Raw genomic sequence first — 25,452 nt, forward strand, 5'->3', positions numbered from 1 at the left:
TGTATCTTTATTAGTGCAAATGTATGCAAAATTGTAACACAATTGAATGGGTCCTACCAAAATCGATTTACACAAACAGCTTAAAAAATACTTTGGATTTAGTCAGTTCAAAGGGCTTCAGGAACAAGTAATTACCAGTATTGTCAACGGGCACAACACTTTTGTAATTATGCCAACCGGAGGCGGAAAATCGCTTTGTTACCAGTTGCCAGCCTTAATAGCCGAAGGAACTGCCATCGTGGTTTCACCACTTATCGCCTTAATGAAAAACCAGGTGGATGCAATTCGCGGGATCTCTTCGGAACACGGAGTTGCCCACGTATTAAACTCATCCCTGAATAAATCGGAAGTTAGGCAGGTAAAGGAAGATATTACCAACGGCATTACCAAACTGTTGTATGTAGCACCCGAATCCCTTACCAAAGAAGAAAATGTTGAATTTCTACGCAGCGTAAAGATCTCCTTTATGGCGGTAGATGAAGCGCATTGTATAAGTGAATGGGGTCATGATTTCCGGCCTGAATACCGGAATTTGCGTACCATCATTAAACGTATAGGCGATAATATTCCTATTATTGGACTTACTGCCACGGCAACTCCAAAAGTTCAGGAAGATATCTTAAAAAATCTTGGGATACCAGATGCAAAAACCTTTAAGGCGAGTTTTAACCGCCCCAACCTATATTATGAGATCCGGCCAAAAACCAAAAATGTAGATGCCGATATCATTCGCTTTGTAAAGCAGAATGAAGGAAAATCCGGAATCATTTATTGTTTAAGCCGAAAAAGGGTGGAAGAACTCGCTCAAACACTTCAGGTAAACGGGATTAAAGCGGTGCCTTATCACGCCGGGCTCGATCCCAAAACCCGCATTCGTCATCAGGATATGTTTATCATGGAAGATACAGATGTAGTGGTGGCGACTATAGCCTTTGGAATGGGGATCGACAAACCCGATGTGCGCTTTGTGATACACCACGATATTCCTAAAAGCCTGGAGAGTTATTACCAGGAAACAGGCCGTGCCGGAAGGGATGGAGGAGAAGGGCATTGCCTGGCATTCTATTCCTATAAAGATATAGAAAAACTCGAAAAATTCATGAGTGGAAAACCTGTAGCCGAACAGGAAATTGGGCAGGCATTGTTACAGGAAGTAGTTGGTTATGCCGAAACATCCATGTCACGAAGACAATTTTTGCTGCATTATTTCGGGGAAGAATTTGATATCAAAACAGGAGAAGGGGCAAATATGGATGACAACGTCCGAAACCCTAAAAAGAAACACGAAGCGGATAAAAATGTGGAACTTTTGCTAAAAACAGTAAAGGAAACCAACGAATTATATAAGGCAAAAGAAGTGGTAAATACCCTTATTGGGAAAGCCAATGCCGTGATCCTTTCCCATAAAACCGATGAGCATCCGCTTTTTGGAAAAGGTAGCGATAAAGATTCAAAATACTGGATGGCCCTGATCCGTCAGGTGCTTGTAGCCGGAATGTTGAGAAAGGATATCGAAACCTACGGTACGGTAAAACTTACTCAAAAAGGAGAGGATTTTATTAAAAATCCTTCCTCATTTATGATGACCGAAGATCATGTTTTTGACAATACGACCCAGGCAGTTCCGGTAACCTCAAAAGGAGAAGGAAGCGGCGTGGATCAAAAGCTTGTGAAAATGCTTAAGGACCTTCGAAAAAAGGTTGCAAAGAAGCGAAACGTTCCTCCCTTTGTTGTTTTTCAGGATTTCTCCCTGGAGGATATGGCTTTGAAATATCCTATAACTTTGGAAGAATTAAGCAATATCCATGGAGTAGGAGAGGGAAAAGCTAAAAAATTCGGAAATGAATTTATAGACTTTATCAATACCTATGTCGATGAAAATGATATTCTTCGCCCGGATGACCTGGTAGTTAAATCCACCGGTGCCAACAGCGGATTAAAACTATATATCATTCAGAGTGTAGACAGAAAATTACCGCTTAATGATATCGCTTCGGCAAAAGGAATGGAAATGCCACAGTTTATTAAAGAGATGGAAGCCATTGTTTTTAGTGGAACAAAGCTCAATATAGATTACTGGCTGGATGATCTTCTGGATGATGAACAGCAGGAAGAAATTCACGAATATTTCCTTGAATCGGAAACCGATAAGATCGAAGATGCCATGGAGGAATTCGACGGGGAATACGACGATGAAGAATTACGCCTCTACAGGATCAAATTTATAAGTGAAGTAGCAAATTAAAGAGATCCGGCTTATAGGGCTATCTACTTTCTTAAAATCCCTATCTTTGCATTCTAAATTTAAAAATCATAGACATGCAAGACGGATTATACGCAAAATTTCACACATCAAAAGGGGAAATTCTCGTAGAACTTGAATACAAGAAAACACCTGGAACAGTTGGGAATTTTATTGGACTGGCAGAAGGGAATATCGAGAATAAAGCAATTCCACAGGGAAAACCCTATTATGACGGATTAAAATTTCACCGCGTAATCCCAGATTTTATGATACAGGGAGGAGATCCAAAAGGAAATGGAACCGGTGGACCGGGATATAACTTTGAAGATGAGATCTATCCGGAATTAACCCATGATAAACCCGGAATATTATCCATGGCCAATGCAGGTCCTGGAACTAACGGAAGTCAGTTTTTTATCACTCATATCGCAACTCCATGGCTTGATGGAAAACATACCGTCTTCGGAAAAGTAATTGAAGGTCAGGATGCGGTGAATAAGATCGCGCAGGGAGATAAATTAGAAAAGCTGGAAATCATACGCGAGGGGGAAGATGCCAAAAAATTTAATGCGGTTGAAGCATTTCGTTCTTTTAGCGGAGCAAAGGCTGAAAGAGAAGCTGCAGCAAAGAAACAACAGGAGGAAATGGTTGGGGAAATCTCACAGGGATTTGAAAAAACTTCCAGCGGGCTACGTTATAAGATCGAAGAAAAAGGAACAGGTGCCAAAGCAGAAAAAGGGAAAACTGTTTCGGTACATTATAAAGGAATGTTACCGGACGGTACCGTGTTTGATTCTTCCTATAAAAGAAATCAGCCTATAGATTTTCCATTAGGAGAAGGACACGTGATTTCAGGTTGGGATGAAGGAATACAATTGTTAAATGAAGGAGGACAGGCAAGATTCGTAATACCTTCGCATTTAGCTTATGGAGAACGTGGTGCCGGTGGGGTAATTCCTCCAAATGCAACTTTGATCTTTGATGTTGAATTGGTAAAAGTTAAATAGATTTTTAAATTTAGAGTAGCATTAAAAACCGCTTTTTCAACCCTCCCTTCTGAATGAATATAGAAGACAGAATAAATGAACTCCGCAATGAACTAAGCGAACATAACTACAAGTATTATGTGCTCGATAAACCCGTGATTAGCGATTACGGGTTTGATATGAAGCTGAAGGAATTGCAGGAGCTTGAAATTAAACATCCTGAATTCTTTGATCCTAATTCCCCTACACAGCGGGTAGGGGGGCAGGTCACCAAAAGCTTTCAAACGGTGGTTCACGATCATCCTATGTACTCCTTGTCTAATTCTTATTCAAAAGAAGAACTGGAAGACTGGGAAAAGCGTGTGATGAAGCTGGTAGATGAACCTGTGGAATTTGTGTGTGAATTGAAATATGACGGAGCCTCAATCAGCTTGACGTATGAAAACGGGAAATTTTTGAAGGCCGTTACCCGTGGAGATGGTGTTCAGGGAGATGATGTACGCCATAATGTAAAAACCATAAGATCTATTCCGCTTAAATTAAAAGGAGATGTTCCCGAACGATTTGATATCCGGGGCGAGATCGTTTTACCCTATGAAGGTTTTGCAAAACTGAATGCAGAACGGGTGGAACTGGGCGAGGAGCCTTATGCCAACCCCCGCAATACAGCTTCGGGAAGTTTGAAATTACAGGACAGCGCTGAAGTTGCAAAAAGACCTCTGGACTGTTTGCTTTATAGTATCACCGGTAATAATCTCCAGTTAAATTCTCATTTCGAAAGTCTCCAGAAAGCCCGTGAATGGGGTTTTAAAGTCCCAAAAGAAGCAGCCTTGGTGAAAAGTGTGGATGAGGTTCTTAATTTCGTAAATTATTGGGAGCAGCACCGGCATGATCTTCCTTATGAAATAGATGGAGTTGTTGTGAAGATCAACAATTTCAGGCAGCAGGAGGAATTGGGATTTACAGCCAAATCTCCCCGTTGGGCAATGGCATACAAATTCAAGGCGGAGCAGGTTTCCACAAAATTAAATAAGATAACATATCAGGTTGGTCGTACCGGTGCAATAACACCGGTTGCTAACCTTAAACCCGTTCAACTGGCCGGGACTGTTGTGAAAAGGGCTTCCCTTCATAATGCCGATCAAATCGCAAAACTGGATATTCGAGAAGGGGATACGGTTTTTGTTGAAAAAGGAGGAGAGATCATTCCAAAAATAATAGGAGTGGATTTTAGCAAGCGCGACGCGGAAACCGAAGAAACTAAATACATTACTCATTGTCCCGAATGCGGAACAGAATTGATTCGGAATGAAGGAGAGGCTCAGCATTATTGTCCCAATTACAATGGCTGTACACCGCAGATAATTGGTCGTATCCAGCATTATATTTCACGTAAAGCGATGGATATAGAGGGTCTGGGGGGAGAAACTGTGGCCTTGCTCGTAAATTCAGGTCTCATTCAAAATTATGCCGATCTATATGCGCTGAAAAAAGATGACATCCTTCCTTTGGAACGCATGGCAGAAAAATCGGCAGAAAATCTTATCCAGGGAATAGAGAAGTCGAAGGAAATTCCTTTTCCCAGAGTTCTTTTCGGATTGGGGATTCGGTATGTAGGAGAGACCGTGGCCAAAAAGCTGGCCAGGCATTATAAAAACATTGATGCACTTTCAAAAGCTTCGGAAGAGGATTTGACAAATGTGGATGAAATAGGAGAGCGTATCGCTCAAAGCGTTACCGACTTTTTTGCTTCGGAAGAAAATAAGGAAATCATCCGGCGATTGAAGGAATATAGAGTGAAGATGGAAATTTCTGCGGAAAAACTCGCCAGTCAAACCGATAAATTACAGGGGGAAAGCTTTGTGATATCGGGGGTCTTTGAAAAGGTTTCCAGAGATGAGTTAAAAAAGATGATCGAGGATAACGGCGGGAAAGTTTCCGGATCCATTTCATCAAAGACCAGTTATCTGGTAGCAGGTGAAAATATGGGGCCGAGTAAACGCACCAAAGCAGAAAAACTGGGAACTAAAATCCTGGATGAAGATGAATTCCTTGGGATGGTAAGGACGTAATTTAAAGTGTGATATATACTCTCTGGCGGGACTGCCAAATTCCATAACAGTTTGTAACATTTAAATTTTCTCTTTTTACGGTTTTAATCCCGGATTAAGTATAAAGTTGTTTAAACTATATAAGCTTTATACAGAAATACTTCTTCCATCACCGGAAATATTATTATCCTTATCCAGATAAAAATCAATACGACCCAAATAAATGCCATAACAACCTACCTGGTTGATGAGTACTTTTTTACCGGATTTATTGATGTGAATTTCCGGTTTTTCCAAAAATGTATGGGTATGTCCCCCAATAATAAGGTCTATATTTTCTGTTGCTGCAGCCAGTTTTACATCAGAGATCTTATCTGATTTATAGCTGTGTCCAAGATGGGAAAGACAGATTACAATATCACATTTCTTATCTTCTTTTAATATCCTGCTCATATCTGTTGCTATCTCTACCGGATCCAGATATTTTGTTTCCTTGTAAAGGTGCGCATTCACTAAGCCCTTTAGTTCCACTCCCAATCCAAAGATTCCAATCCTTACCCCGTCTTTTTTGAAGATCCTGTGCGGTAAGACATGCTCGTTCATCACCGTATTCGTAAAATCATAATTGGAGGAAATAAAATCGAAATCGGCGTGGGGAAGCTGGGCGTAAAGGCCGTCTATTCCATTATCGAAATCGTGATTTCCAATTGTAGAGGCATCGTATTTCAATTTGCTCATCAGTTTAAATTCCAGTTCACCCCCGTAAAAATTGAAGAAAGGAGTTCCCTGAAAAATATCTCCGGCATCCAGCAAAAGAATATTGGGATTTTCGTTCCTGATTTTTTCAATTAATGTTGCCCGTCTTGCCACTCCACCCATATTCGGATTCCGGGGGTCATTCTGGCTTAAAGGTTCAATATGACTGTGAACATCATTGGTATGCAGAATAGTGATGTGTTTTTTATAATTTTCAGAAAACGAAAGGGATAAGCCTCCCAGGCCAATAAATGCTCCTGTAGCAGCCGTTTGTTGAATAAAATTTCTTCTTTTCAAGCGTATTAATTTAATGTTTTTAAACGTTCTACCGATAGCTCGGGAGTAATTCGCATATCTTCACTCGTGTTTGTATCGAATTCGCAGTATGCTCATTTCTTAAACTCTTTATTGTATTTTGATATAACGGTTATCCCTTTTTGTTTTTAGAGTATCCACTTTTTGGAAATAATCTATGATCGTATTCCGGATCTTATAATCTGTGTTGTAAAAATTGACCGGATCTTTGAAAAAGATCATATTATCTCCACCCTGCTGAAGATAATCGGAGGTTGCCACGAAATATGTTTTTTCTGGATCGATTTTTTCTTCGTTTATGGTGGCTTCTATTATTTGGTAATTTCTATCTACCTTAATTTTTATCCCGCTCAAAGGATGTGCAGTTCTATTGCTTTCAAGATAGGAGAGCATTTCGTTTATTTTATTTCCAGTAAGTTCAACGATCACTACCTCGTTCTCAAATGGCATAAGGCTATATGCGGTTCTTGCATTTACAGGTCCCATTCCTACAGCAGCTCTTATCCCGCCGTGGTTCAATAATACAAGGTCAATTTCTTTACCTGTTCTGCTTTTAAATACGGGGTTTACCTGTACCATGATGATGTCGGCCATCAGGTTTCCTAATGCGGTATTTAATTCTCCGTCGCTTTTATTTAGATTGGTTGGGTTATATGCCAGAACGCTGTCCAGGGTTTTATTGATATGTTGGGAATAAGGTTTTATAAAGTTTTCAATACTGGTATTTGGCGCGATGCTTTCATCTATAGCAATACGTTTTCCTTCAATTTCGGCGGGTTTTAGGGGTCCGGTCTTGCATGAAATTATACCCAGCGCAAGTAAAAAAGCAAAAAGAATTTTAAATTTCATTATGGATTTATAAGCACTGCAAATATAAAGAGATTTTAACTAATCGTTTTTAAAAGTTAATTCCAACAATCGTTAAAAATATTAACATTATTTCGAATGTCTTTTTCACTTGTTAGAATATATTTACAGATATTAAACACCCCATGAAACGGAAATTTCGATTTATAACGGCTTTTATTTGCCTGATGGTGCTGGATATTATGGCTGTATTTTCTACCTGGTTTTGGGTGGTTAATATCATTTATATCGTTTTTTTATTTAACGCAGTATGGATGTTTCGTAAGAAATATAAAAATTTCAATTCTAATTTATATGTATTCCTTGGGTTTTCCGGTTTGGCTTTTCTGGCAAGGATCTTTGAAACGACCTGGTATTTTAATCAGGGATCTTTAATACTTTTAACCGTCGCTTATCTCGCTCTTATTATAGAATCGGTGAAACATATAGAAATAAAAAATGCTAGTAATTACATGTTGCTTTATTTCACTTTAATTGTTGGAATAAACGCGTATTTGTTGGGCATTCACGTTTTTGATATGAGAGTTCATCTCCCCAGCAGCCTGGATTACGGCATTTACATTGTTTATTATATCAATTTACTTACTCTAGGGGTTTTTGGATTTATCTATTACTTAAATTCCTATTCCAAAAAAGCTGTTTTTTTTGTTTCCCTGATCCTGGCCCTTATCTTTGCAGAAGTGCTAAGGGATATGGGGGTTTTTTACCTTCAGGACCCAAGCGTGGAAGTTACGGAAGGTATTTTAAGGCTGGCGGTTGCCTTATTTGCAGTCTTGTTTTTCACAACCAAAGAAAAAAAGTTGCGTCTTATAAATATGTTATAGGACACTTTTTCAATTCTATTTTACGTTTACTTTAAGAATCCCTAATTTTACCGAGGATTACACAATGTATATGATTAGAAATGGTATCAAACTATCGGTGGCGAAAAGGAAAATTTCAAAACTTGTAGAGGAAAGGGAATGGAAAAATTTTAAAGTGCCGGTTAGATCTATCGGAATTATTGCCGATATTAAAAATATAAAGGCTTTCGAAGTTTTAGAACAATTAAAAGATCAATTTAATATAAAATCTAAAAATTTTAAAACCCTTTTATACGCTGAAAATCATCAAAGTGTGAAAGATTATTCCGGACAGCTTTATTCGCTTAGGGATATCGATATGAAAGCTTCGATAAAAAATGAGGAATTGGAGAAATTTACCTCAGAACGTGTTGATTTACTTATTACTTTTGCCGAAGAAAACAATACGGCAGTACATCTTATTACCGCGTTTTGCGCGGCAGGGATTAAGGTAGGACGATATCGTAAGAATGAAGCTTTATACGATATCATTCTTCAGGCGGATAACGACCTTGAACTGTTTACGGAGGAATTGTTGAAGTATATAAAATATTTTAAAAAATCTAAAAATGAATAAATTGATTGGCACCGGAGTAGCACTAATCACTCCGTTTAAAAATGATCTCTCTGTAGACATAGAAAGCCTTGCCAAACTGGTGAAAAATCAAATTGCAAATGGAATAAATTATTTGGTGGTTTTAGGTACTACCGGGGAGGTTGCCACGCTTACTAAGGCGGAAAAGAAACTGGTTATAGATACCGTAATTAAGGCTAACAATTCGCAACTTCCACTTATTCTTGGAATTGGCGGAAATAATACCACAGCTCTTGTGGAGGAGTTATTGATTGAAGATCTTTCTGCTTTTGAAGCGGTTTTATCGGTTTCTCCGTATTACAATAAACCAACCCAGGAAGGGATCTATCAGCATTACAAGGCGCTTTCAGAGGCATCCCCAAAACCACTTATAATTTATAATGTACCTGGAAGGACTGCTTCCAATGTTTTACCAGCAACTATAAAAAGACTTGCGGAAGATTTCCCAAATATCATAGGCGTAAAGGAAGCCGCCGGAGATATCGTTCAGGCTATGAAACTTATATCTATGGTTCCGGAAGGATTTTTAGTGATTTCTGGCGATGATATGATCACTTTACCAATGATACTTGCTGGAGGACACGGAGTAATTTCAGTGATAGGCCAGGGATTCCCTGCAGAATTTTCTGAAATGGTTAAAAAAGGGCTTGATGGAAAAGTGAAGGAAGCCTATAAACTACATTATAAAATAGCACCTTCCATAGATATGATCTTTTCTGAAGGAAATCCGGCAGGGATTAAGTCCCTGCTTCATTCCAAAGATTTGTGTGAAGAGGTGTTGCGTTTACCATTGGTGAAAGCTTCAGAAAAATTAAAGGAGGAGCTGTATAGCTTCGTTGAAGCTTTTTAACCTCATATTTGGGATTAAGTTTGCAAAGCCCGCCCGTACCGTTCCGGTGGGATTTCATCGAAATTCCTGATGTTTATTCCTTTGACATAGCTTTTGAGCTTGCTCCGGGTTAATTTATTTTCTCTGGAAATCGTTACTGGGATTGCAATGAATGAAAGTTTTTATTATCTAACATAAAAGAGTACTTTTGCAAGATGTTTTTACAAAGAATGAAAAAAGGTTTATTATTTTTAGGCGTACTGTTAATGCTTGTATCCTGTGGGGAATATCAAAAAGTATTAAAGAGTGAGGACATTGGCCTGAAATACTCAACAGCTGAACAGCTTTATAACGAGGCTAAAGAGGAAAACAATAAGTCCAAATACCGGAAGGCCTTAAGGTTACTTGAGCAAATCGTTCCTCAATACAGGGGAAAACCACAGGGCGAAAAGGTTACTTTTCTTTTTGCAGATTCGTATTATCAGTTGGGCGATGATTACCTGGCAGGTTATCAGTTTGAGCGTTTTACGCAGGCATATCCCAATAGTGATAAAATAGAAGAAGCCGCATTTAAAAGTGCGAAGAGTTATTATTTCCTCTCTCCAAGATATGATCTGGATCAAACGGAAACCTTAAAAGCGATCACGGAACTTCAAAAATATATAGATTCGTATCCCGACGGTGAAAACATAGAAGAAGCCAATAAGCTGGCAACAGATCTAAGGGTGAAACTGGAGAAAAAAGCCTACCAAATCGCGTGGGAGTATTACAATAAAGGTGAAGCAGGACTTCCCGGGCAGAATTACAAAGCTGCTGTTGTTGCTTTTACAAATTTTTTAAATGAATATCCCGGATCACCTTTCAGGGAAGAAGCATTTTATTACAGATTTGCTGCTGCATACGAGTTGGCTGTTAACAGCTACGAATTTTTAATAAAAGAGCGCCTTACAGATGCGCAAATCTATTATAACAATTATATAAGGTATTATAAAGAAGGAAGTCCCTATTATGAGCAAATTCAGGCTTTGAACAGGGATTTGGAATCAAGACTACAAAATTTTTAATCATAACTCAACGATGGATTTAAAAAGAATCAATGCACCAATCAATACTACCACGATCGACAAGAATTTGGTAGATGCCCCTACAAATAACATTTATGAGGCTATTGCGGTAATTGCTAAAAGAGCAACTCAAATCAACTCTGAAATCAAAAAAGAGCTTTTGGAAAAGTTGGATGAATTTGCTACTTACAACGATAGCCTGGATGAGATTTTCGAGAACAAAGAGCAAATCGAAGTATCTAAATACTACGAAAAATTGCCTAAACCTCATTCTCTTGCAGTACAGGAATGGTTAGAGGATAAAATTTACTACCGCAACACGCAGGACACTCAGGACGAGCTATAATATAATGAGCGTGCTAGAGGGCAAGAAAATACTATTAGGTATAACCGCCGGTATTGCTGCCTATAAAACGGCCTCTCTTGTTCGGTTGTTTATAAAGGCCGGAGCCCAGGTAAAAGTTATCCTTACTCCGGCTGCAAAGGATTTTGTAACCCCGCTTACGCTTTCCACGCTTTCCAAAAATGAGGTGATTTCTTCCTTTACTAAAGATGAGGATGAAAATTCCATGTGGAACAATCACGTAGAACTCGGCCTTTGGGCCGATTTTATGCTTATAGCCCCCGCTACTGCCAATACGCTTTCTAAAATGGCATCCGGGGCAAGCGAAAATTTCCTTCTTGCGACCTATCTTTCGGCAAAATGCCCGGTATATTTTGCGCCTGCTATGGATTTGGATATGCACAATCATCCGGCTACCCAAAAAAGTTTTGAAATTCTCCAGTCCTTCGGGAACACTATGATTCCGGCCGAAGCCGGGGAACTGGCCAGCGGACTTGTAGGACCGGGAAGAATGGCGGAACCGGAAACTATCCTGAAATTTATTGAAGCTCATTTATTAAAAAAAATGCCGCTTCGTAATAAAAAAATTCTCATCACTGCAGGGCCAACATACGAAGCCATAGATCCCGTGCGTTTTATAGGTAACCATTCCAGCGGAAAAATGGGCTTTGAACTCGCTAAAGAAGCTGCAAAATTAGGTGCTGAAGTTATCCTGATCTCCGGACCAACCCATTTGAATGTAGATTTGCCCGAAATAGAATTGATACGGGTTACAAGTGCAGGGGAGATGTATGATGCGGTACACAGGTTTTACCAAAATGTGGATATTGTGATTGCTGCCGCTGCTGTTTCAGATTACCGACCAAAAGTTGTAGCTGCCCAGAAAATGAAAAAAAGAGATTCGGCATTGTCTATAGAGCTTGAACCTACAAAAGATATTCTAGCTTCCCTGGGAGCACTTAAAAAACATCAGAAACTGATAGGTTTTGCTTTAGAAACCACCAATGAACTAGCGCATGCGAGCGGGAAACTGGAACGAAAAAATTTAGATTTTATAGTGCTTAATTCCTTAAATGATGAAGGCGCAGGATTTAAAAAAGACACCAATAAAATTAGCATTATCACAAAAACCGAAGTAAAGAATTTTCAACTGAAATCAAAAACTGAAGTTGCCCGTGATATTTTAAACGAAATAATCAATTTGGCGGATGAATAAGATTGTAGTCTTTGTTGCATTTTTCCTGGGATTTCTATCTCTGAGCGCTCAGGAACTCAATTGTGAGGTCATTGTAAATGCCGAACAAACCGGGCAAACCAACCTGCAGGTTTTTAAAACTCTGGAACGCTCGATTTCTGAATTGATAAATCAAACAAGCTGGACAGATCGAGAATTTCAAAATCAGGAAAGAATCAACTGCAGCGTTTTCATCAATATCACCAGTTTTGAGAATGAAACATTTATCGGAACCATTCAGGTACAATCTTCGCGACCGGTTTTTGGCTCTTCGCTAATAAGCCCGGTGTTTAATTTCAACGATGAGCAGTTCAGTTTCAATTACAGGGAATTCGAACCTTTAAACTACAGTCAGAATTCTTATAGTTCTAACCTGGTTTCGGTGCTCTCTTTTTATGTTTATACAATTTTAGGACTAGATGCCGACACGTTTTCTCCCGAGGGAGGTACGCAGTATTATGAGGAAGCGAATAGAATAGTTTCAACCGCGCAGCAGGGGAATATGCCTGGATGGAGAGGAACAGACGGTGCGCGTTCGCGGTACCGGTTGAATACAGATCTTTTATCGAATGCCTTTACAGCATATAGGGAAGTTTCTTATTCCTATCACCGGGAAGGGCTGGATTTGATGCACAAAGATGCCGCAGCCGGTAAAAAGGCAGTTGCAACTTATCTGGGGAAATTAAATTCGCTGAACGATACCCGCCCCAATTCTTTATTAATGCGGGTGTTTTTTGATGCGAAAGCCCAGGAAATAGAGCAAATCTTTGTTGGTGGCCCTTCGGTTTCAATTTCAAGCCTGGTAGAAACACTAAACCGTATTGCGCCTATGTATGCAGAAAATTGGCGCAAGATTCAATTCTAGGTCTTTCCGTTTTGATTGGAAAGGATTTCTCTTGTATCTTTAGCTTTAAAATCAACATACCTTGCTAACCGCTTTATCTATTAAAAATTACGCTCTCATTGAGGACATTAAGATCGACCTCCGTCAGGGATTTACTATAATTACAGGCGAAACAGGCGCCGGAAAGTCCATCATGCTTGGCGCAATGGGTTTACTGCTTGGGAAACGCGCCGATTACAGTGCGATTCGTTCTTCCAAAAATAAATGCGTTATCGAAGGGAATTTTGATATTTCCAATTACAGTCTTAAAGATTTTTTTGAATCCGAAGACCTCGATTACGAGCCTCAATCAATTATTCGCAGGGAGATACTATCCTCCGGAAAATCCCGTGCTTTCATAAACGATACTCCTGTTACACTTCCTGTTCTTGTGAAACTTGGAGATCTCCTAATAGATATTCACGGGCAGCATCAAACGCTAAGCCTGGGTGAAAATCAATATCAATTTGAAGTACTGGATACCTTATCCGGAAACGCAGATTTGCTCCGGGAATACCAGTTGCAACTAAGATCCTATAAAAAATTACAACAAAAGCTGGTTGAGTTAAAAGAAACGCAGGCACAAGCCATCAAAGAACACGATTATAATTTGTTCCTTCTTAAGGAGCTTGAAGATGCCCGGTTAAAGCCCGGAATGCTGGAAGACCTGGAAGAGCGCTTTGAGGAACTCAATAATGTTGAAATCCTTACGGAATATTTAGGAAATGCGGTAGCCCAAATTGAACAGGAGGAAATTGGGACGTTGGCAGGATTAAAGGAGGTTAGAAGTAACCTGAATAAAATTTCAGGTTTTTCCACTACGTACGCTACCTTACAAGAGCGCGTGCAAAGTGTTATTATAGAACTGGATGATATTTCACAGGAACTCGGAAATGCACTGGAGCGGGTAGAAGCTAATCCTAAGGAACTGGAAGAGGTAAATGCCAGGCTTCAGGTGATTTATAATTTGCAGAAAAAGCATTCTGCTGAAGGAATAGATGCGCTTTTGGAAATTATGGCTCAGCTTCAGGAAAAGGTAGAGTTCACAGAAAATGCGGAAGCAGAACTTGAAAAAGTCATTAAACAAATTGAAACCAATAAAACCCTCCTGAAAGAAATTTCGGCTAAAATACATAAGAGTAGGGAGAAGGCTATTCCGGGATTCATAAAGGAAGTTGAAACCATTATTTATGAATTGGGAATGCCCAATGCAAGGTTAAAAATTGATCTTAAATTTCAGCAGGATTTTTTCAGTAACGGTCAGGATCAGCTTTCATGGTATTTATCGGCTAATAAAGGCGGTGATTTTTCGGAGATCAAAAAAGTGGCTTCGGGAGGGGAACTTTCCAGGATCATGCTTGCCGTAAAAAGTATTCTGGCTTCAAGGAGCAACCTGCCAACTATAATTTTTGATGAGATAGATACAGGGGTTTCCGGGGATATCGCTCAAAAAATGGGAGATATACTTCAGAATATGGGGAATTCCATGCAAGTGATCGCGATCACGCACTTGCCGCAAATAGCGGGAAAAGGAAGTAAACACTTTAAGATATTCAAGGAAGATATTGGAGAAACCACTGTTACTAAAATAAGAGTTCTTGAAACCGGGGAGCGCATAGAAGAACTGGCGTTAATGCTTGGCGGAAACATCAAGAGTGAATCGGCGATGGCACACGCAAAGTCATTGCTCAATTAAATTCAAGTTTGTTATATTTACAGCCTTTACAACAAAAAAAACCAAAACACATGTCATACAATCTACTAAAAGGAAAAAGAGGAATTATTTTTGGCGCTTTAGATGAAAACTCCATCGCCTGGAAAACTGCCGAACGCGTGCATGAAGAAGGAGGGAAATTTGTCCTTACCAATGCTCCCATCGCAATGAGGATGGGAAGTATTAAGGATCTTGCCAAAAAAACAAATTCTGAGATCATTCCAGCAGATGCTACCAGTGTAGAAGATTTGGAGAACCTGGTAGAAAAAGCGACCGAGATCCTTGGGGGAAAGCTGGATTTTGTATTGCATTCCATAGGAATGTCGGTAAATGTTAGAAAAGGGAATCATTATACCAATATGAATTACGATTACACTCATAAAGGTTGGGATGTTTCTGCGGTTTCATTTCATAAGACTATGCAGGTGCTTTATAAAAAGGACGCTATGAATGAGTGGGGAAGTATTGTAGCACTTACGTACATGGCTGCACAACGGGTATTCCCGGATTATAACGATATGGCCGACAATAAAGCGTATTTGGAGTCCATTGCGCGTAGTTTTGGATATTTCTTCGGAAAAGATAAAAAAGTAAGGGTGAATACAATTTCTCAATCACCTACTCCCACCACCGCGGGCCAAGGTGTGAAAGGATTTGATGGTTTTATAGCCTATGCCGATAAGATGTCGCCGCTTGGTAATGCTACCGCTATGGATTGTGCGAATTATACCTTAACCTTGTTTTCTGACCTTACAAAACGGGTAACCCTTCAAAATTTATACAATGACGGTGGTTTTTCCAATATGGGTGTAAGTCAGGAAGTGATGGAAACCTTTATGAAAGATTCGGAGTAAAAGAATTGAAATGCCAATTCTATAGATAGAAAAGGAACCTGCTGGATTCAAAGGATTTAGCAGGTTTTTTCTTATAGGTTTTAGGAGGTAACCTGGTAGGTCTTATCACTTTTTTATGATTAACCAAATGGAAAAGCAATTAAACTATTCGTTTATTATCCCGGTTTACAACAGGCCGGATGAGATTAGGGAATTGTTGCAAAGCATGCAGGAACTGGAATTCCCCTCTTCCTTTGAGATCGTGATCGTAGAAGATGGCTCCACGCTTTCTTCTGAAGAGGTAGTAAAGGATTTTCAGAAAAAATTACAGGTCAGTTATTATTTTAAGCCGAATTCCGGCCCCGGAGATTCCAGAAATTTTGGAATGGAAAAGGCTACAGGGGATTATTTTCTTATCCTGGATTCGGATGTTTTGTTACCGCCCAACTATTTATATGAAGTAAATTCCTATCTGTCTCAAGATTTCACCGCTTGTTTTGGAGGTCCAGATGCTGCACATCCTGAATTCTCCAATTTACAGAAGGCTATCAATTATGCGATGACTTCCTTTTTAACCACGGGTGGCATTCGGGGTAGAAAAAAAGCAGTGGGTAAATTCCAGCCACGGAGTTTTAATATGGGTTTGTCCAAAAAAGCTTTTGAAGCATCCGGTGGTTTTGGTGAAATTCATCCCGGGGAAGATCCGGATCTCTCCCTTAGACTGGAAAAACTGGGTTTTGAAACCCGGCTTATCCCAAACGCGGTAGTTTTTCATAAGCGCAGGATAGACTGGAATAAATTCTATATTCAGGTGCGAAAATTTGGAATGGTACGCCCGGTATTAAACCTTTGGCACCCTGGATCCGGGAAGATTACCTACTGGTTTCCCAGCTATTTTATCCTTGGGTTGTCCGTAGCATTAATTTTACTCCTTTTAGGGTTTCCACTTTTCTTTTTATGTTATTTACTGTATTTTTTAATAATTGGAACAGATGCTGCAGTAAAAAATAATAGTTTTGATATTGGTTTGGCAGCAATTGTCGCTACTTTTATTCAATTCTATGGATATGGTACCGGCTTTTTAAAGGCCATCTGGAAAATAAAATTCCTAAAACTGAAACCTCAAATCGCTTTTCCGAAGCTATTTTTTAAAGATGCAAGACAAAACAAAACAGCGTAAACCCCTAATAAAGAAAGGTCCACTTAAAACATTTTTGTTTTTTCTGGCATTTTCGGCATTTGTGTGGATTTTTGTTCAATTTTCAAAACAATATTCGGAAGTGGTAGGATTCCCTATCACCTACGTCAATGTTCCAAAAGACAAGATCATTCTTAGTGACTCCCCAAACAGTTTGGATCTTAGACTCCGGGATAATGGGATAAATATAGCTTTCAGAAAAATATTTCCGAAGAAACTGATGATAGATATTAGTGAAACCACAGAGGATGGTAATAGCCTTGTCTACGATCTTGAGAAACAAAAGCAGGCTATCAGGACACAACTGAATATTGATTATGAAAATGTGAATTTTCTTCAGGAAGATTTGAAGATAAAGTTTGAGCAGCGCATGGTTAAAAATATCCCTATAATTTCCGATATTGATTTAAGCTTTTCTGTAGGTTATTCAGCCCTGGAAGGCATCAAATTGGTACCGGATTCGGTCACTATGAGTGGGCCAAAAAATATTCTGGATACCCTTAAAAATGTTCATACAAGATCTTTAAAGATCAATAATATTAGTCAGGATGTTAAGGGGACCATAAAATTAAATACAACCAATCTTGAGAAACTTACTTTTTACAGTGAGGAAGTTCAATATTCCCTGCGAACCGATAAGTTTACTGAAGGAAAAGCAGTAATCCCCGTAGAACTCATCAATGTTCCTGAAAATATGAATGTTGTGATCTTTCCAAAAGAGGTAACAGTTTTCTACCAGGTGAGTCTCAAACAATTTGAGAAAATAAATCCTTCCGGATTCAAAGTAGTTGCCGATTTTCAAAAAGCAAGCAATAGCGACGGATATCTCCTGGCGCAAATTGTGAATAAACCACAATTGGTGAACAATGTTCGCTTAAATGAACAGAAGATCCAATTTATAATTAGGCGATGAAAGTAGCAGGACTTACCGGTGGCATGGGAAGCGGAAAAACTACCGTTGCCGGTTTTTTTCGGGAACTGGGAGTTCCGGTTTATATTGCTGATGAAGCTGGAAAGAGACTAATGGATACTTCTGCTGAAGTTAAATCTCAAATCATACAAGTCTTTGGGGATGAGGCATATTCCGAAGGTAAACCTAACAGAAAATATATTGCTGCTGAAGTTTTCAATGCAAAGGAACAACTAGAAAAACTCAACAATATAGTTCATCCGGCTGTAGCCCGGGATTTTGAAGAATGGAAAAATAACCAAACAGCAGCTTACGTTATTTATGAAGCTGCTATACTGCTTGAAACAGGCGGGGAATCTCGTTGTGACATGGTAATCCTGGTAACTGCACCTATGGAAAACAGGATCCAAAGACTCCAAAAACGCGATCAAAGTACGGTGGAAGAAATTGAAGCACGATTGAAGCATCAATGGAGTGATGAGAAGAAACGTGCACTTGCCCATTTTGAAATAAAAAACGATGATTTATCTTCTACAAAAGAACAGGTGAGAAATATTCAAGAAATTATCTTAAAAGCTATTAAAAATTAAGATTTGTTTTGTTAACATTTGGTTAAATACCTAAGTCTCTAAATGTTAAAATATTACTTTTGAGGCATGAATAAAAAGTTGTTTCTCTTACTGGTTGTGCTGATGAGCCTATCGCTAATTGGGATTATTTTTGTTCAGGGATATTGGATAAAAAGCACTGTGGAAGATAAGGAAGAGCAGTTTTCTTATAACGCCAAACAGGTTCTTATAAATGTTTCTCAAAACATCCAGGACAATGAACTGGAAAGTTTTTGGTTTAAATTTATAGATACAGACAGCTCCGGAGTGATTTTAAATGAAAAGGTTTTAAATGAATATTCCCTTTTGGAACAAGAAGGGGAAAATGGAAATTCCGCTGGTTTATCGGAAGGGATCCCTGAAGTTGATTATAAAATTTCTTCAGATTTTCTTGCTTTTGCCAAGGACAGTGTTGAGTTTTCAGAGCTTATAAACGGTCGTTTGTCCTCGATCCTAAACCAGGGGAATGCCCAGGGAGCGGTACTTTCTTCAGAAGAAAAACTTAGCAGGTTTATGCAAATGGAGGAGATGGAGAAAGATGTTTTACGTTCTTTTATTCTGGAATATACTTCCCGTATTCCAATTCATCAAAGACTTTTGGAGAGTACGATTGAAGAATTTTTAAAAACCGAGCTGCAAAATTATAACCTTAATACAGCGTTTGAATATGCGGTTTACAGCAATTCCCTGGCTACAAAGGTGCATTCAGATAATTTTTCCCCCGATTATCCGGCAACCTATTTGGTGCCACTGTTTATAAATAATACCGGTGCCAGTGAATATCAATTGCTGGTTAATTTTACAGGAAAAAAGAAAGTGGTACTCTCATCGGTTACTTTGATGGCGCTGCTCTCTATAATTTTTACGCTTATTATCGTTATAGCATATTCTAGTGCGTTATCTCAATTGATCAAACAACGGCAGATTTCCCAGATCAAAACCGATTTCATCAATAATATGACCCACGAATTTAAAACACCTATTGCTACTATAAATTTAGCGCTGGACGCCATTAAGAACCCCAAAATAATTAACGACAAGGATAAAGTTACCCGGTATCTGCAAATGATTAGGGATGAGAATAAAAGAATGCATGCGCAGGTAGAAAATGTATTGCAGATATCAAAACTAGAGAAAAACGAGCTGGATCTAAAGAAGGAACGGCTTCAGTTGCACGAACTTGTGGAGGAAGCTATGAACCATGTAGAGTTGATTGTAGAGGACAGAAATGGTTATATTAAAACCCATTTTGGAGCTTTAAAATCTTCAATTCTGGCCAATCAAAATCATATGACCAATGTGATCGTAAATGTCCTGGACAATGCGATTAAATATTCTGATGATTCGCCTAAAGTTGATATCTACACTGAAAATGTTCGGAATTTTATAGTGTTGAAAATTCGGGATCAGGGTATGGGGATGAATAAGACAGTACAACGAAAAATATTTGAAAAATTCTACCGGGAGCATACGGGAGATATACATAATGTAAAAGGGCACGGATTAGGTCTTGCCTATGTTAAACGCATCCTGGACGACCACCACGGAATTATTTCTGTGGAAAGCGAAAAGGGAAAAGGAAGTACTTTTATAATTAAATTACCATTAATAACTTAGAATATGGAAACTGAAAACAAAAAGATTTTACTGGTTGAGGACGATCCAAATTTTGGAACTGTCTTGAAGGATTATTTGGCTATGAATGACTATGATGTTACACACGCCAAAAATGGGATGGAAGGATTTGAGAAATTCAAAAAAGATGATTTTGATCTTTGTATCCTGGATGTGATGATGCCTTATAAAGACGGGTTTACCCTGGCTAAGGAAATTCGCGATAAGAATGAGGAAATCCCTATTATCTTTCTAACGGCAAAAGCGATGAAAGAAGATGTACTTAAGGGGTATAAAGTAGGGGCAGATGATTACCTGAATAAACCTTTTGACAGTGAAGTGCTTTTGATGAAAATTAAAGCGATCATGCAACGTAAATCTACCGATAGCGTTTCAGACAGTAAGCAGTTTGAGTTCATCATTGGTGGATTTCACCTGAACTCAAAACTTAGGTTTTTGACTTATAAAGAGGAAGAACCTCAAAAATTATCTCCAAAAGAGAATGAATTACTGCGGTTGCTGGCTTTGCACGAAAATGATCTTATGCCAAGGGAGCTTGCACTTACCAAAATTTGGAGGGACGACAATTATTTTACTTCCCGAAGTATGGATGTATACATAGCCAAGTTGCGTAAATACCTTAAAAAGGATCCGGACGTGGAAATCCTGAATATTCATGGAGAAGGTTTTAGGCTTGTAGTTAGAAATAAGGAGGTTAAACAATAAGACCCATTTTAAAAGTTCAGTTTCCAAAAGGGGCTGTATAAAGATTATTAGAGCAGAAAGACACCCGTTTCATCAAATAAATTTGATGGGATTGCGTTTATAAACTACTCATTTTTAATCTTTATACAGTTCTTTTGTGTTTAAATGTTAACAAGAATGCAACCCGGTTTCTCTTGAAACTATACTATATTTACCGCTAAAACCCATTTTAATGAGCGGTAAAACTACCTGCACATTCTTCCCCCATTTTTTACCTCCCACGTTCGTGGGAAGGGGCGGGGTATGGGTTGTTTTTTTGATGGTTTATTTTATTTCTACTCTGCTTGGGTGGGGGCAGATTACTACAATTCCTACCTATACCTGGCAATCAGATTTTAGTTTACCCACAGTAAATGTAAGTTTAACTACATTAAGTGTAAACTCAGAGGATATTACAATATCTGTAGCCACAGATCCACTTGGAAATGTTTATACCCTTACATTCGGAAAGGGAGTTGCAAAAAGGAGTGCTACAGGCGCCTTGATCGATGCTAATTTTATACCTTCAAGCAGGCTTGATAGTCCTTTGGATATGGCTATTGATGCGGACGGCTTTATATATATTGCCGATTATTTTGCAGGTGGAGAGACCTTTGAGGATAATGGGAAAATTTGGGTTTTTGATTCAAATGGAACCTTTTTAGCTTCCAGAACGATTCTCACTTCTTTTTATCGACCTCTAGGCGTTGATGTTGATGAAAATAAAGTTTATGTGGCCGAATTCAATGATGGAAATAGCGGGCCTGAACCTAATAAGCTTAGCCGTATTAGTATTTACGATAAGAATACCAGAGATCGTTTATTATTTACGGAGAATGCTAATACTCCTTTTAGAATAGCTGTAGATTCTCAGAAAAAAATATACGTAAGCCAGGCCGGCAATAGTAGCCCCTCGGTTCGTATTTATGATCAAAATCTTATTTTTCAAAATACCCTGCCAAATATACTTTCTCCGGGCAGCATTGTCATTGACCCTTTTGATTTTATCCACGTAATAGAATATGATGGAAGAATTGATTTTAGCAGGTTTATTAATTTTGAAAATTTAAGTTTTCCTCAAGTACAATCTATAGCAAAGAGTATTGATGATGGTCAAAGAGCTGATGCTTTTTCCATAAAAGTGTTTGATCCGGGAAGGGTTTTGAGGATCACTTATAAAGACAGAATTGATTTTCCTGTAGACCTTACTTTCAACAGTTGTGACAGGATGTACGTAAATAATGCGGAAATATTCGGAAGTAATAGCATTTTTGGATATATTCCTAATCGATTAGAATTTGACCTGGAGATTTATAAAAGAACACCAAGCTTTGATATTGAAGATCCTGTTATTGCATGTGGAGAAGATATGCTAGTAACTGCCCCGGCTGGTCAAAATACTGCAATTGTTACTTTCACAAACCCAACAGCCACAGATAACTGTTCCGTAACAGTAGCTCAAACTGCCGGGCAGGCTTCAGGAAGTCAATTTGCGGTTGGAACTCATACTATTGAATTTACCGCCACAGACGCAGCAGGAAATACAGCTAGCTGTTCTTTTACAATAAAAGTTGATCCTACACCAGATACAAATACTCCACCAGTTGCTGTTGAAGATGTAGGTCTTTATTCGATGCTGGAAGACAATGTATTGGAGGTATTAGTTTCACAAGGAGTATTACAAAATGATTCAGATCCGGAGGGGGACGAACTTATCGCGGTTTTAGATAGAACAACTAATTATGGTGTTTTGGATTTAAGGGAAGACGGTTCATTCACTTATACCCCAAATCCGGATTTTAACGGAACCGATACGTTCACCTATTTTGCCAATGACGGGCAGGTGAATTCCGCTCAACCTGTAGTGGTAGAAATTGTAGTAAAACCGGTTCCGGATATTATTTGCGAAACCTCTTTTACCCTGGAATTAGATGCTAACGGGGAAGCATTTTTGAGAAAAGAAGATTTATATGAGGTAGATCAGTCAGATGTTCAATTTTCACTTAGTCAAGAAAATTTTACATGTGCAGATCCTCGTATCAATTCCGTGACTCTTAGTTATACCTATACCATTCCTGATGAAGGTAGTTTTACAGACAGTTGTGATATTCAAATTATCGTTGTTGATAATACTGCCCCTACCATTACCTGTCCCGGAAATATAAATGAAAGTATGGCATTTGGAGAAACAGGTAAAATCATTACTTATAATCTGCCTGTGTTTGATGATAATTGCTCAGCCACAATTATACAAACTGCCGGTCTTGCTTCCGAAAGTGTATTTCCAGAAGGGTCAACTATAAATACTTTTGAAGTTAAAGATGGCAGTGGAAAAATTGCTACTTGCAGCTTCACTGTAACAATAGATAAGGAGGCAGAAGTAGAGGATGCAATATTTCAGAATTGTCCTGCAGATGCCATTATTGAAAATACATCCCCCGGGGAATGTGGTACAAATGTGACATTTTCAATTCCAACGGCTTCAGATGCTAACGGTATTCTAAGTGTTAATCAAATGGAAGGGCCAGAATCTGGAGAATATTTTCAGTTAGGTGACACGGATGTAGTTTTTGAAGCTACGGGTTCAAATGGGAATACCGTTGAATGCAGATTTACGGTATCTATTATTGATAATGAAAACCCGGTTATCAATTGTCCGGATTCTATTGTAGTTGATGTGGATCCGGGCGAAACTACTAAAGCTGTAACTTTTCAAAAGCCAACAGAAAGTGATAATTGCGGAGTTAGTAATGTTGAACAAACGGAAGGTTTAAGTTCCGGAAGCCAGTTTCCAATAGGGATTACAACAATAACTTTTACAGCAACAGATGGAGCCGGGAATTCCTTTCCGTGCAGTTTTACTGTAACTGTAAACCCGGAAACTCCACCTGAAAATCAAGCACCTGTTGCCAGAGATGATTTCTATACAGTTGAACAGGAGCTGAGCCTCACAGTCATTGCTGCCGAAGGAGTTTTGGTAAACGATGGAGATGAAACATCGGGGGTACTTACAGCAGAAATTGTAGACGATGTAATAAATGGAACTCTGAACTTAAATCCTGATGGCTCTTTTACCTATACACCTAATCCCGGTATTGTGGGATTTGATGAATTCACCTATGTAGCTAATGACGGAGAACTGGATTCCAATGTTGCTACAGTACGTATAGAGATAACCTCTACAGCTTTTCCGAATTTTAGACCAAATGCTGTCAATGATTCTTATCCCACTCCCTACGAAACAACGCTCACTATCCAGCAGCCGGGATTTTTAGGGAATGATACAGATGGAGACAATGATGTTTTAACCGCAGAAATCATAACAAATGTTACCAATGGAACTTTAGCGTGGAATCCTGACGGTTCCTTTAACTATGTTCCCAATGCCGGATTTTTCGGGAATGATAGTTTTACATATGTTGCAAATGATGGAAAAGAAGATTCCAATATTGCAACTGTTACCATAATAGTTGATGATCCAGAAGGGCAAAACCCTCTTGTAGCACAAGATGATAATTTCTCAATTTTTATAGATCAAACGCTCGATGTTCCTGCTCCGGGGATTCTTGTAAATGATAGTTTTAATGCGCTTACTTCAATTCGCTTGTTGATTGATGTTGGAAATGGAAGTTTGACATTAAATAATGATGGTTCTTTCATTTTTATTCCAAATGCCAGATTTACAGGGGAAGATAGCTTTAGATACATAATTCTGGATGGAGGTTTGGAATCCAATAGTGCAACCGTAACTATTACAGTAGAACCAAGACCTACTCAAAATGTAGCACCAGTTGCCAGGGACGATTTTTATGAAATTCAACAGGATGGAATATTGGTTGTAGATGCTCCGGGTATGTTAGGCAATGATACCGATGCCAATGGGGATGCTTTAACGGCTTCTGTAGGAAGTGTTTCAGCAACCGGTTCTTTTGAATTTAATGGGGATGGATCTTTTAAATATACTCCGCTCCCCGGGTTTGTTGGCACCGAAAGTTTTACTTATGTAGCTAATGATGGCAGCCTGAATTCCAATATAGCAACCGTTACCATCACCGTAAATGGATCTTCTACAAGTGATTTTTTATGTAAGGATGAATTTATCCTTCAATTAGATGAAACTGGTAATGCAATTCTACAAGCCTCAAATCTCTATACCGGAGATCCAGGCGACCGTGAATTCACCTTGAGCACTTCAAGTTTTGATTGTACCAATATAGGCGAGAATTCGGTTGTATTGAACTACACAGGGAATGAAGGTTCCGGAAGTTGTACAATAAAGGTAATCATAGAAGATAATTTACCTCCGGAGATCCAGGCCCAAAATATAAGTATAAGCCTGGATTCCTTTGGATTTGCAAGCATCACCCCGGAATTGATAGACAATGGTACCACCGATAATTGCGAAGTCGATGAATTGAGTTTGGATATTTTAGATTTCAGCTGTGAAAATCTGGGATTAAATCCCGTTTTATTTATAGCAAAAGATGGCAGCGGCAATACTTCCTCTCAAATGGTAAATGTAACTGTTACCGGAAATTGTAAGCAAAAACCTATAACAGGGATAGAATATATTTCTATTTATCCCAATCCTACCACGGGTCCCTTCACTTTTGACGTCCCTACCGGCTGGGTTATTGAAAAAGTGGATGTTTTTGATAGTCGCGGTAGATATATCACTTCTGCAGAGTTTGTTATGGGGGAGCCCTATACCATGGATCTAAGCACGCTTCAAACAGCGGTATACACCTTGCATTTGGCCACTAACCAGGGAAACAAAATTATAAGGGTAATCATTCAATAAATTTGAAAGTTTTTAGAATC

General features: G+C 38.9%; 20 protein-coding genes. 18 read left to right on the top strand and 2 right to left on the bottom strand.

Annotated elements, in window-relative coordinates:
* The first annotated feature begins 46 nt into the window (after positions 1-46).
* From GILLI_RS15025 to ligA, 3 genes are all read left to right on the top strand, one after another.
* Positions 47-2,245, top strand: a complete 2,199-nt coding sequence (locus tag GILLI_RS15025; protein WP_006989974.1) for a RecQ family ATP-dependent DNA helicase — start codon at positions 47-49, stop codon at positions 2,243-2,245.
* Positions 2,246-2,319: 74 nt separating this feature from the next.
* A complete protein-coding gene (locus GILLI_RS15030; RefSeq protein WP_006989975.1) occupies positions 2,320-3,252 on the top strand; it encodes a peptidylprolyl isomerase in 933 nt (310 codons plus the stop codon).
* 53 nt (positions 3,253-3,305) lie between these two features.
* Positions 3,306-5,303, top strand: a complete 1,998-nt coding sequence (ligA, locus tag GILLI_RS15035) for an NAD-dependent DNA ligase LigA (protein WP_006989976.1) — start codon at positions 3,306-3,308, stop codon at positions 5,301-5,303.
* Between the two features lie 126 nt (positions 5,304-5,429).
* Here the strand turns inward: ligA and GILLI_RS15040 are convergent, their stop codons facing one another.
* Both GILLI_RS15040 and GILLI_RS15045 read right to left on the bottom strand, forming a co-directional pair.
* Complete coding sequence (locus tag GILLI_RS15040; RefSeq protein ID WP_006989977.1) at positions 5,430-6,335, bottom strand: bifunctional metallophosphatase/5'-nucleotidase; 906 nt, start codon at positions 6,333-6,335, stop codon at positions 5,430-5,432.
* 108 nt (positions 6,336-6,443) lie between these two features.
* On the bottom strand, positions 6,444-7,202 hold the full coding sequence (locus GILLI_RS15045) for a 5'-nucleotidase C-terminal domain-containing protein (RefSeq protein ID WP_006989978.1): 759 nt from the start codon (positions 7,200-7,202) through the stop codon (positions 6,444-6,446).
* Positions 7,203-7,345: 143 nt separating this feature from the next.
* Here GILLI_RS15045 and GILLI_RS15050 point away from each other — a divergent pair, with 143 nt between their 5' ends.
* From GILLI_RS15050 to GILLI_RS15120, 15 genes are all read left to right on the top strand, one after another.
* On the top strand, positions 7,346-8,044 hold the full coding sequence (locus GILLI_RS15050; RefSeq protein WP_006989979.1) for a hypothetical protein: 699 nt from the start codon (positions 7,346-7,348) through the stop codon (positions 8,042-8,044).
* 97 nt (positions 8,045-8,141) lie between these two features.
* Positions 8,142-8,639 carry a DUF6913 domain-containing protein gene (locus GILLI_RS15055; protein WP_156798679.1) on the top strand — a complete coding sequence of 166 codons (498 nt, stop codon included), beginning with the start codon at positions 8,142-8,144 and terminating at the stop codon, positions 8,637-8,639.
* The gene (dapA, locus tag GILLI_RS15060; protein WP_006989981.1) at positions 8,632-9,507 is read left to right on the top strand and encodes a 4-hydroxy-tetrahydrodipicolinate synthase; all 876 of its coding nucleotides are present in this window, start codon (positions 8,632-8,634) and stop codon (positions 9,505-9,507) included. Before GILLI_RS15055 ends, dapA begins: the two co-directional genes overlap by 8 nt.
* Before the next feature lie 209 nt (positions 9,508-9,716).
* Positions 9,717-10,550: an outer membrane protein assembly factor BamD gene (locus GILLI_RS15065; protein WP_040506694.1), complete on the top strand. Its 834-nt coding sequence runs from the start codon at positions 9,717-9,719 to the stop codon at positions 10,548-10,550.
* 13 nt (positions 10,551-10,563) lie between these two features.
* Entirely contained in the window at positions 10,564-10,896 is a 333-nt protein-coding gene (locus GILLI_RS15070) for a DNA-directed RNA polymerase subunit omega (RefSeq protein ID WP_006989983.1), read from the top strand.
* A 4-nt stretch (positions 10,897-10,900) separates the two neighbouring features.
* On the top strand, positions 10,901-12,109 hold the full coding sequence (gene coaBC / locus GILLI_RS15075) for a bifunctional phosphopantothenoylcysteine decarboxylase/phosphopantothenate--cysteine ligase CoaBC (protein ID WP_006989984.1): 1,209 nt from the start codon (positions 10,901-10,903) through the stop codon (positions 12,107-12,109).
* Positions 12,102-12,992: a type IX secretion system protein PorD gene (porD, locus tag GILLI_RS15080; RefSeq protein WP_006989985.1), complete on the top strand. Its 891-nt coding sequence runs from the start codon at positions 12,102-12,104 to the stop codon at positions 12,990-12,992. The genes coaBC and porD overlap by 8 nt, the downstream gene beginning before the upstream one ends.
* Before the next feature lie 61 nt (positions 12,993-13,053).
* Positions 13,054-14,706 carry a DNA repair protein RecN gene (recN, locus tag GILLI_RS15085; protein ID WP_006989986.1) on the top strand — a complete coding sequence of 551 codons (1,653 nt, stop codon included), beginning with the start codon at positions 13,054-13,056 and terminating at the stop codon, positions 14,704-14,706.
* Between the two features lie 50 nt (positions 14,707-14,756).
* Positions 14,757-15,578 carry an enoyl-ACP reductase FabI gene (locus GILLI_RS15090; RefSeq protein ID WP_006989987.1) on the top strand — a complete coding sequence of 274 codons (822 nt, stop codon included), beginning with the start codon at positions 14,757-14,759 and terminating at the stop codon, positions 15,576-15,578.
* A 127-nt stretch (positions 15,579-15,705) separates the two neighbouring features.
* Positions 15,706-16,737: a glycosyltransferase family 2 protein gene (locus GILLI_RS15095; protein WP_006989988.1), complete on the top strand. Its 1,032-nt coding sequence runs from the start codon at positions 15,706-15,708 to the stop codon at positions 16,735-16,737.
* Positions 16,712-17,668, top strand: a complete 957-nt coding sequence (locus GILLI_RS15100) for a CdaR family protein (protein ID WP_006989989.1) — start codon at positions 16,712-16,714, stop codon at positions 17,666-17,668. The genes GILLI_RS15095 and GILLI_RS15100 overlap by 26 nt, the downstream gene beginning before the upstream one ends.
* Positions 17,665-18,255, top strand: coding sequence for a dephospho-CoA kinase (gene coaE / locus GILLI_RS15105; RefSeq protein ID WP_006989990.1), 591 nt, complete (start codon positions 17,665-17,667; stop codon positions 18,253-18,255). Before GILLI_RS15100 ends, coaE begins: the two co-directional genes overlap by 4 nt.
* Before the next feature lie 66 nt (positions 18,256-18,321).
* On the top strand, positions 18,322-19,890 hold the full coding sequence (locus GILLI_RS15110) for a sensor histidine kinase (protein WP_006989991.1): 1,569 nt from the start codon (positions 18,322-18,324) through the stop codon (positions 19,888-19,890).
* 3 nt (positions 19,891-19,893) lie between these two features.
* A complete protein-coding gene (locus tag GILLI_RS15115; RefSeq protein WP_006989992.1) occupies positions 19,894-20,613 on the top strand; it encodes a response regulator transcription factor in 720 nt (239 codons plus the stop codon).
* A gap of 211 nt (positions 20,614-20,824) precedes the next feature.
* Complete coding sequence (locus tag GILLI_RS15120) at positions 20,825-25,432, top strand: Ig-like domain-containing protein (RefSeq protein WP_006989993.1); 4,608 nt, start codon at positions 20,825-20,827, stop codon at positions 25,430-25,432.
* Positions 25,433-25,452: the final 20 nt, after the last annotated feature.

Origin of the sequence: Gillisia limnaea DSM 15749 (assembly GCF_000243235.1) — a bacterium.
GTDB classification, from domain to species: domain Bacteria; phylum Bacteroidota; class Bacteroidia; order Flavobacteriales; family Flavobacteriaceae; genus Gillisia; species Gillisia limnaea.

Coding starts and splice junctions, on each gene's coding strand:
- GILLI_RS15025 (WP_006989974.1), top strand. CDS start 47: ATGGGTCCTACCAAAATCGATTTACACAAACAGCTTAAAAAATACTTT.
- GILLI_RS15030 (WP_006989975.1), top strand. CDS start 2,320: ATGCAAGACGGATTATACGCAAAATTTCACACATCAAAAGGGGAAATT.
- ligA (WP_006989976.1), top strand. CDS start 3,306: ATGAATATAGAAGACAGAATAAATGAACTCCGCAATGAACTAAGCGAA.
- GILLI_RS15045 (WP_006989978.1), bottom strand. CDS start 7,202: ATGAAATTTAAAATTCTTTTTGCTTTTTTACTTGCGCTGGGTATAATT.
- GILLI_RS15050 (WP_006989979.1), top strand. CDS start 7,346: ATGAAACGGAAATTTCGATTTATAACGGCTTTTATTTGCCTGATGGTG.
- dapA (WP_006989981.1), top strand. CDS start 8,632: ATGAATAAATTGATTGGCACCGGAGTAGCACTAATCACTCCGTTTAAA.
- GILLI_RS15065 (WP_040506694.1), top strand. CDS start 9,717: ATGAAAAAAGGTTTATTATTTTTAGGCGTACTGTTAATGCTTGTATCC.
- GILLI_RS15070 (WP_006989983.1), top strand. CDS start 10,564: ATGGATTTAAAAAGAATCAATGCACCAATCAATACTACCACGATCGAC.
- coaBC (WP_006989984.1), top strand. CDS start 10,901: ATGAGCGTGCTAGAGGGCAAGAAAATACTATTAGGTATAACCGCCGGT.
- porD (WP_006989985.1), top strand. CDS start 12,102: ATGAATAAGATTGTAGTCTTTGTTGCATTTTTCCTGGGATTTCTATCT.
- GILLI_RS15090 (WP_006989987.1), top strand. CDS start 14,757: ATGTCATACAATCTACTAAAAGGAAAAAGAGGAATTATTTTTGGCGCT.
- GILLI_RS15095 (WP_006989988.1), top strand. CDS start 15,706: ATGGAAAAGCAATTAAACTATTCGTTTATTATCCCGGTTTACAACAGG.
- GILLI_RS15100 (WP_006989989.1), top strand. CDS start 16,712: ATGCAAGACAAAACAAAACAGCGTAAACCCCTAATAAAGAAAGGTCCA.
- coaE (WP_006989990.1), top strand. CDS start 17,665: ATGAAAGTAGCAGGACTTACCGGTGGCATGGGAAGCGGAAAAACTACC.
- GILLI_RS15110 (WP_006989991.1), top strand. CDS start 18,322: ATGAATAAAAAGTTGTTTCTCTTACTGGTTGTGCTGATGAGCCTATCG.
- GILLI_RS15115 (WP_006989992.1), top strand. CDS start 19,894: ATGGAAACTGAAAACAAAAAGATTTTACTGGTTGAGGACGATCCAAAT.
- GILLI_RS15120 (WP_006989993.1), top strand. CDS start 20,825: ATGAGCGGTAAAACTACCTGCACATTCTTCCCCCATTTTTTACCTCCC.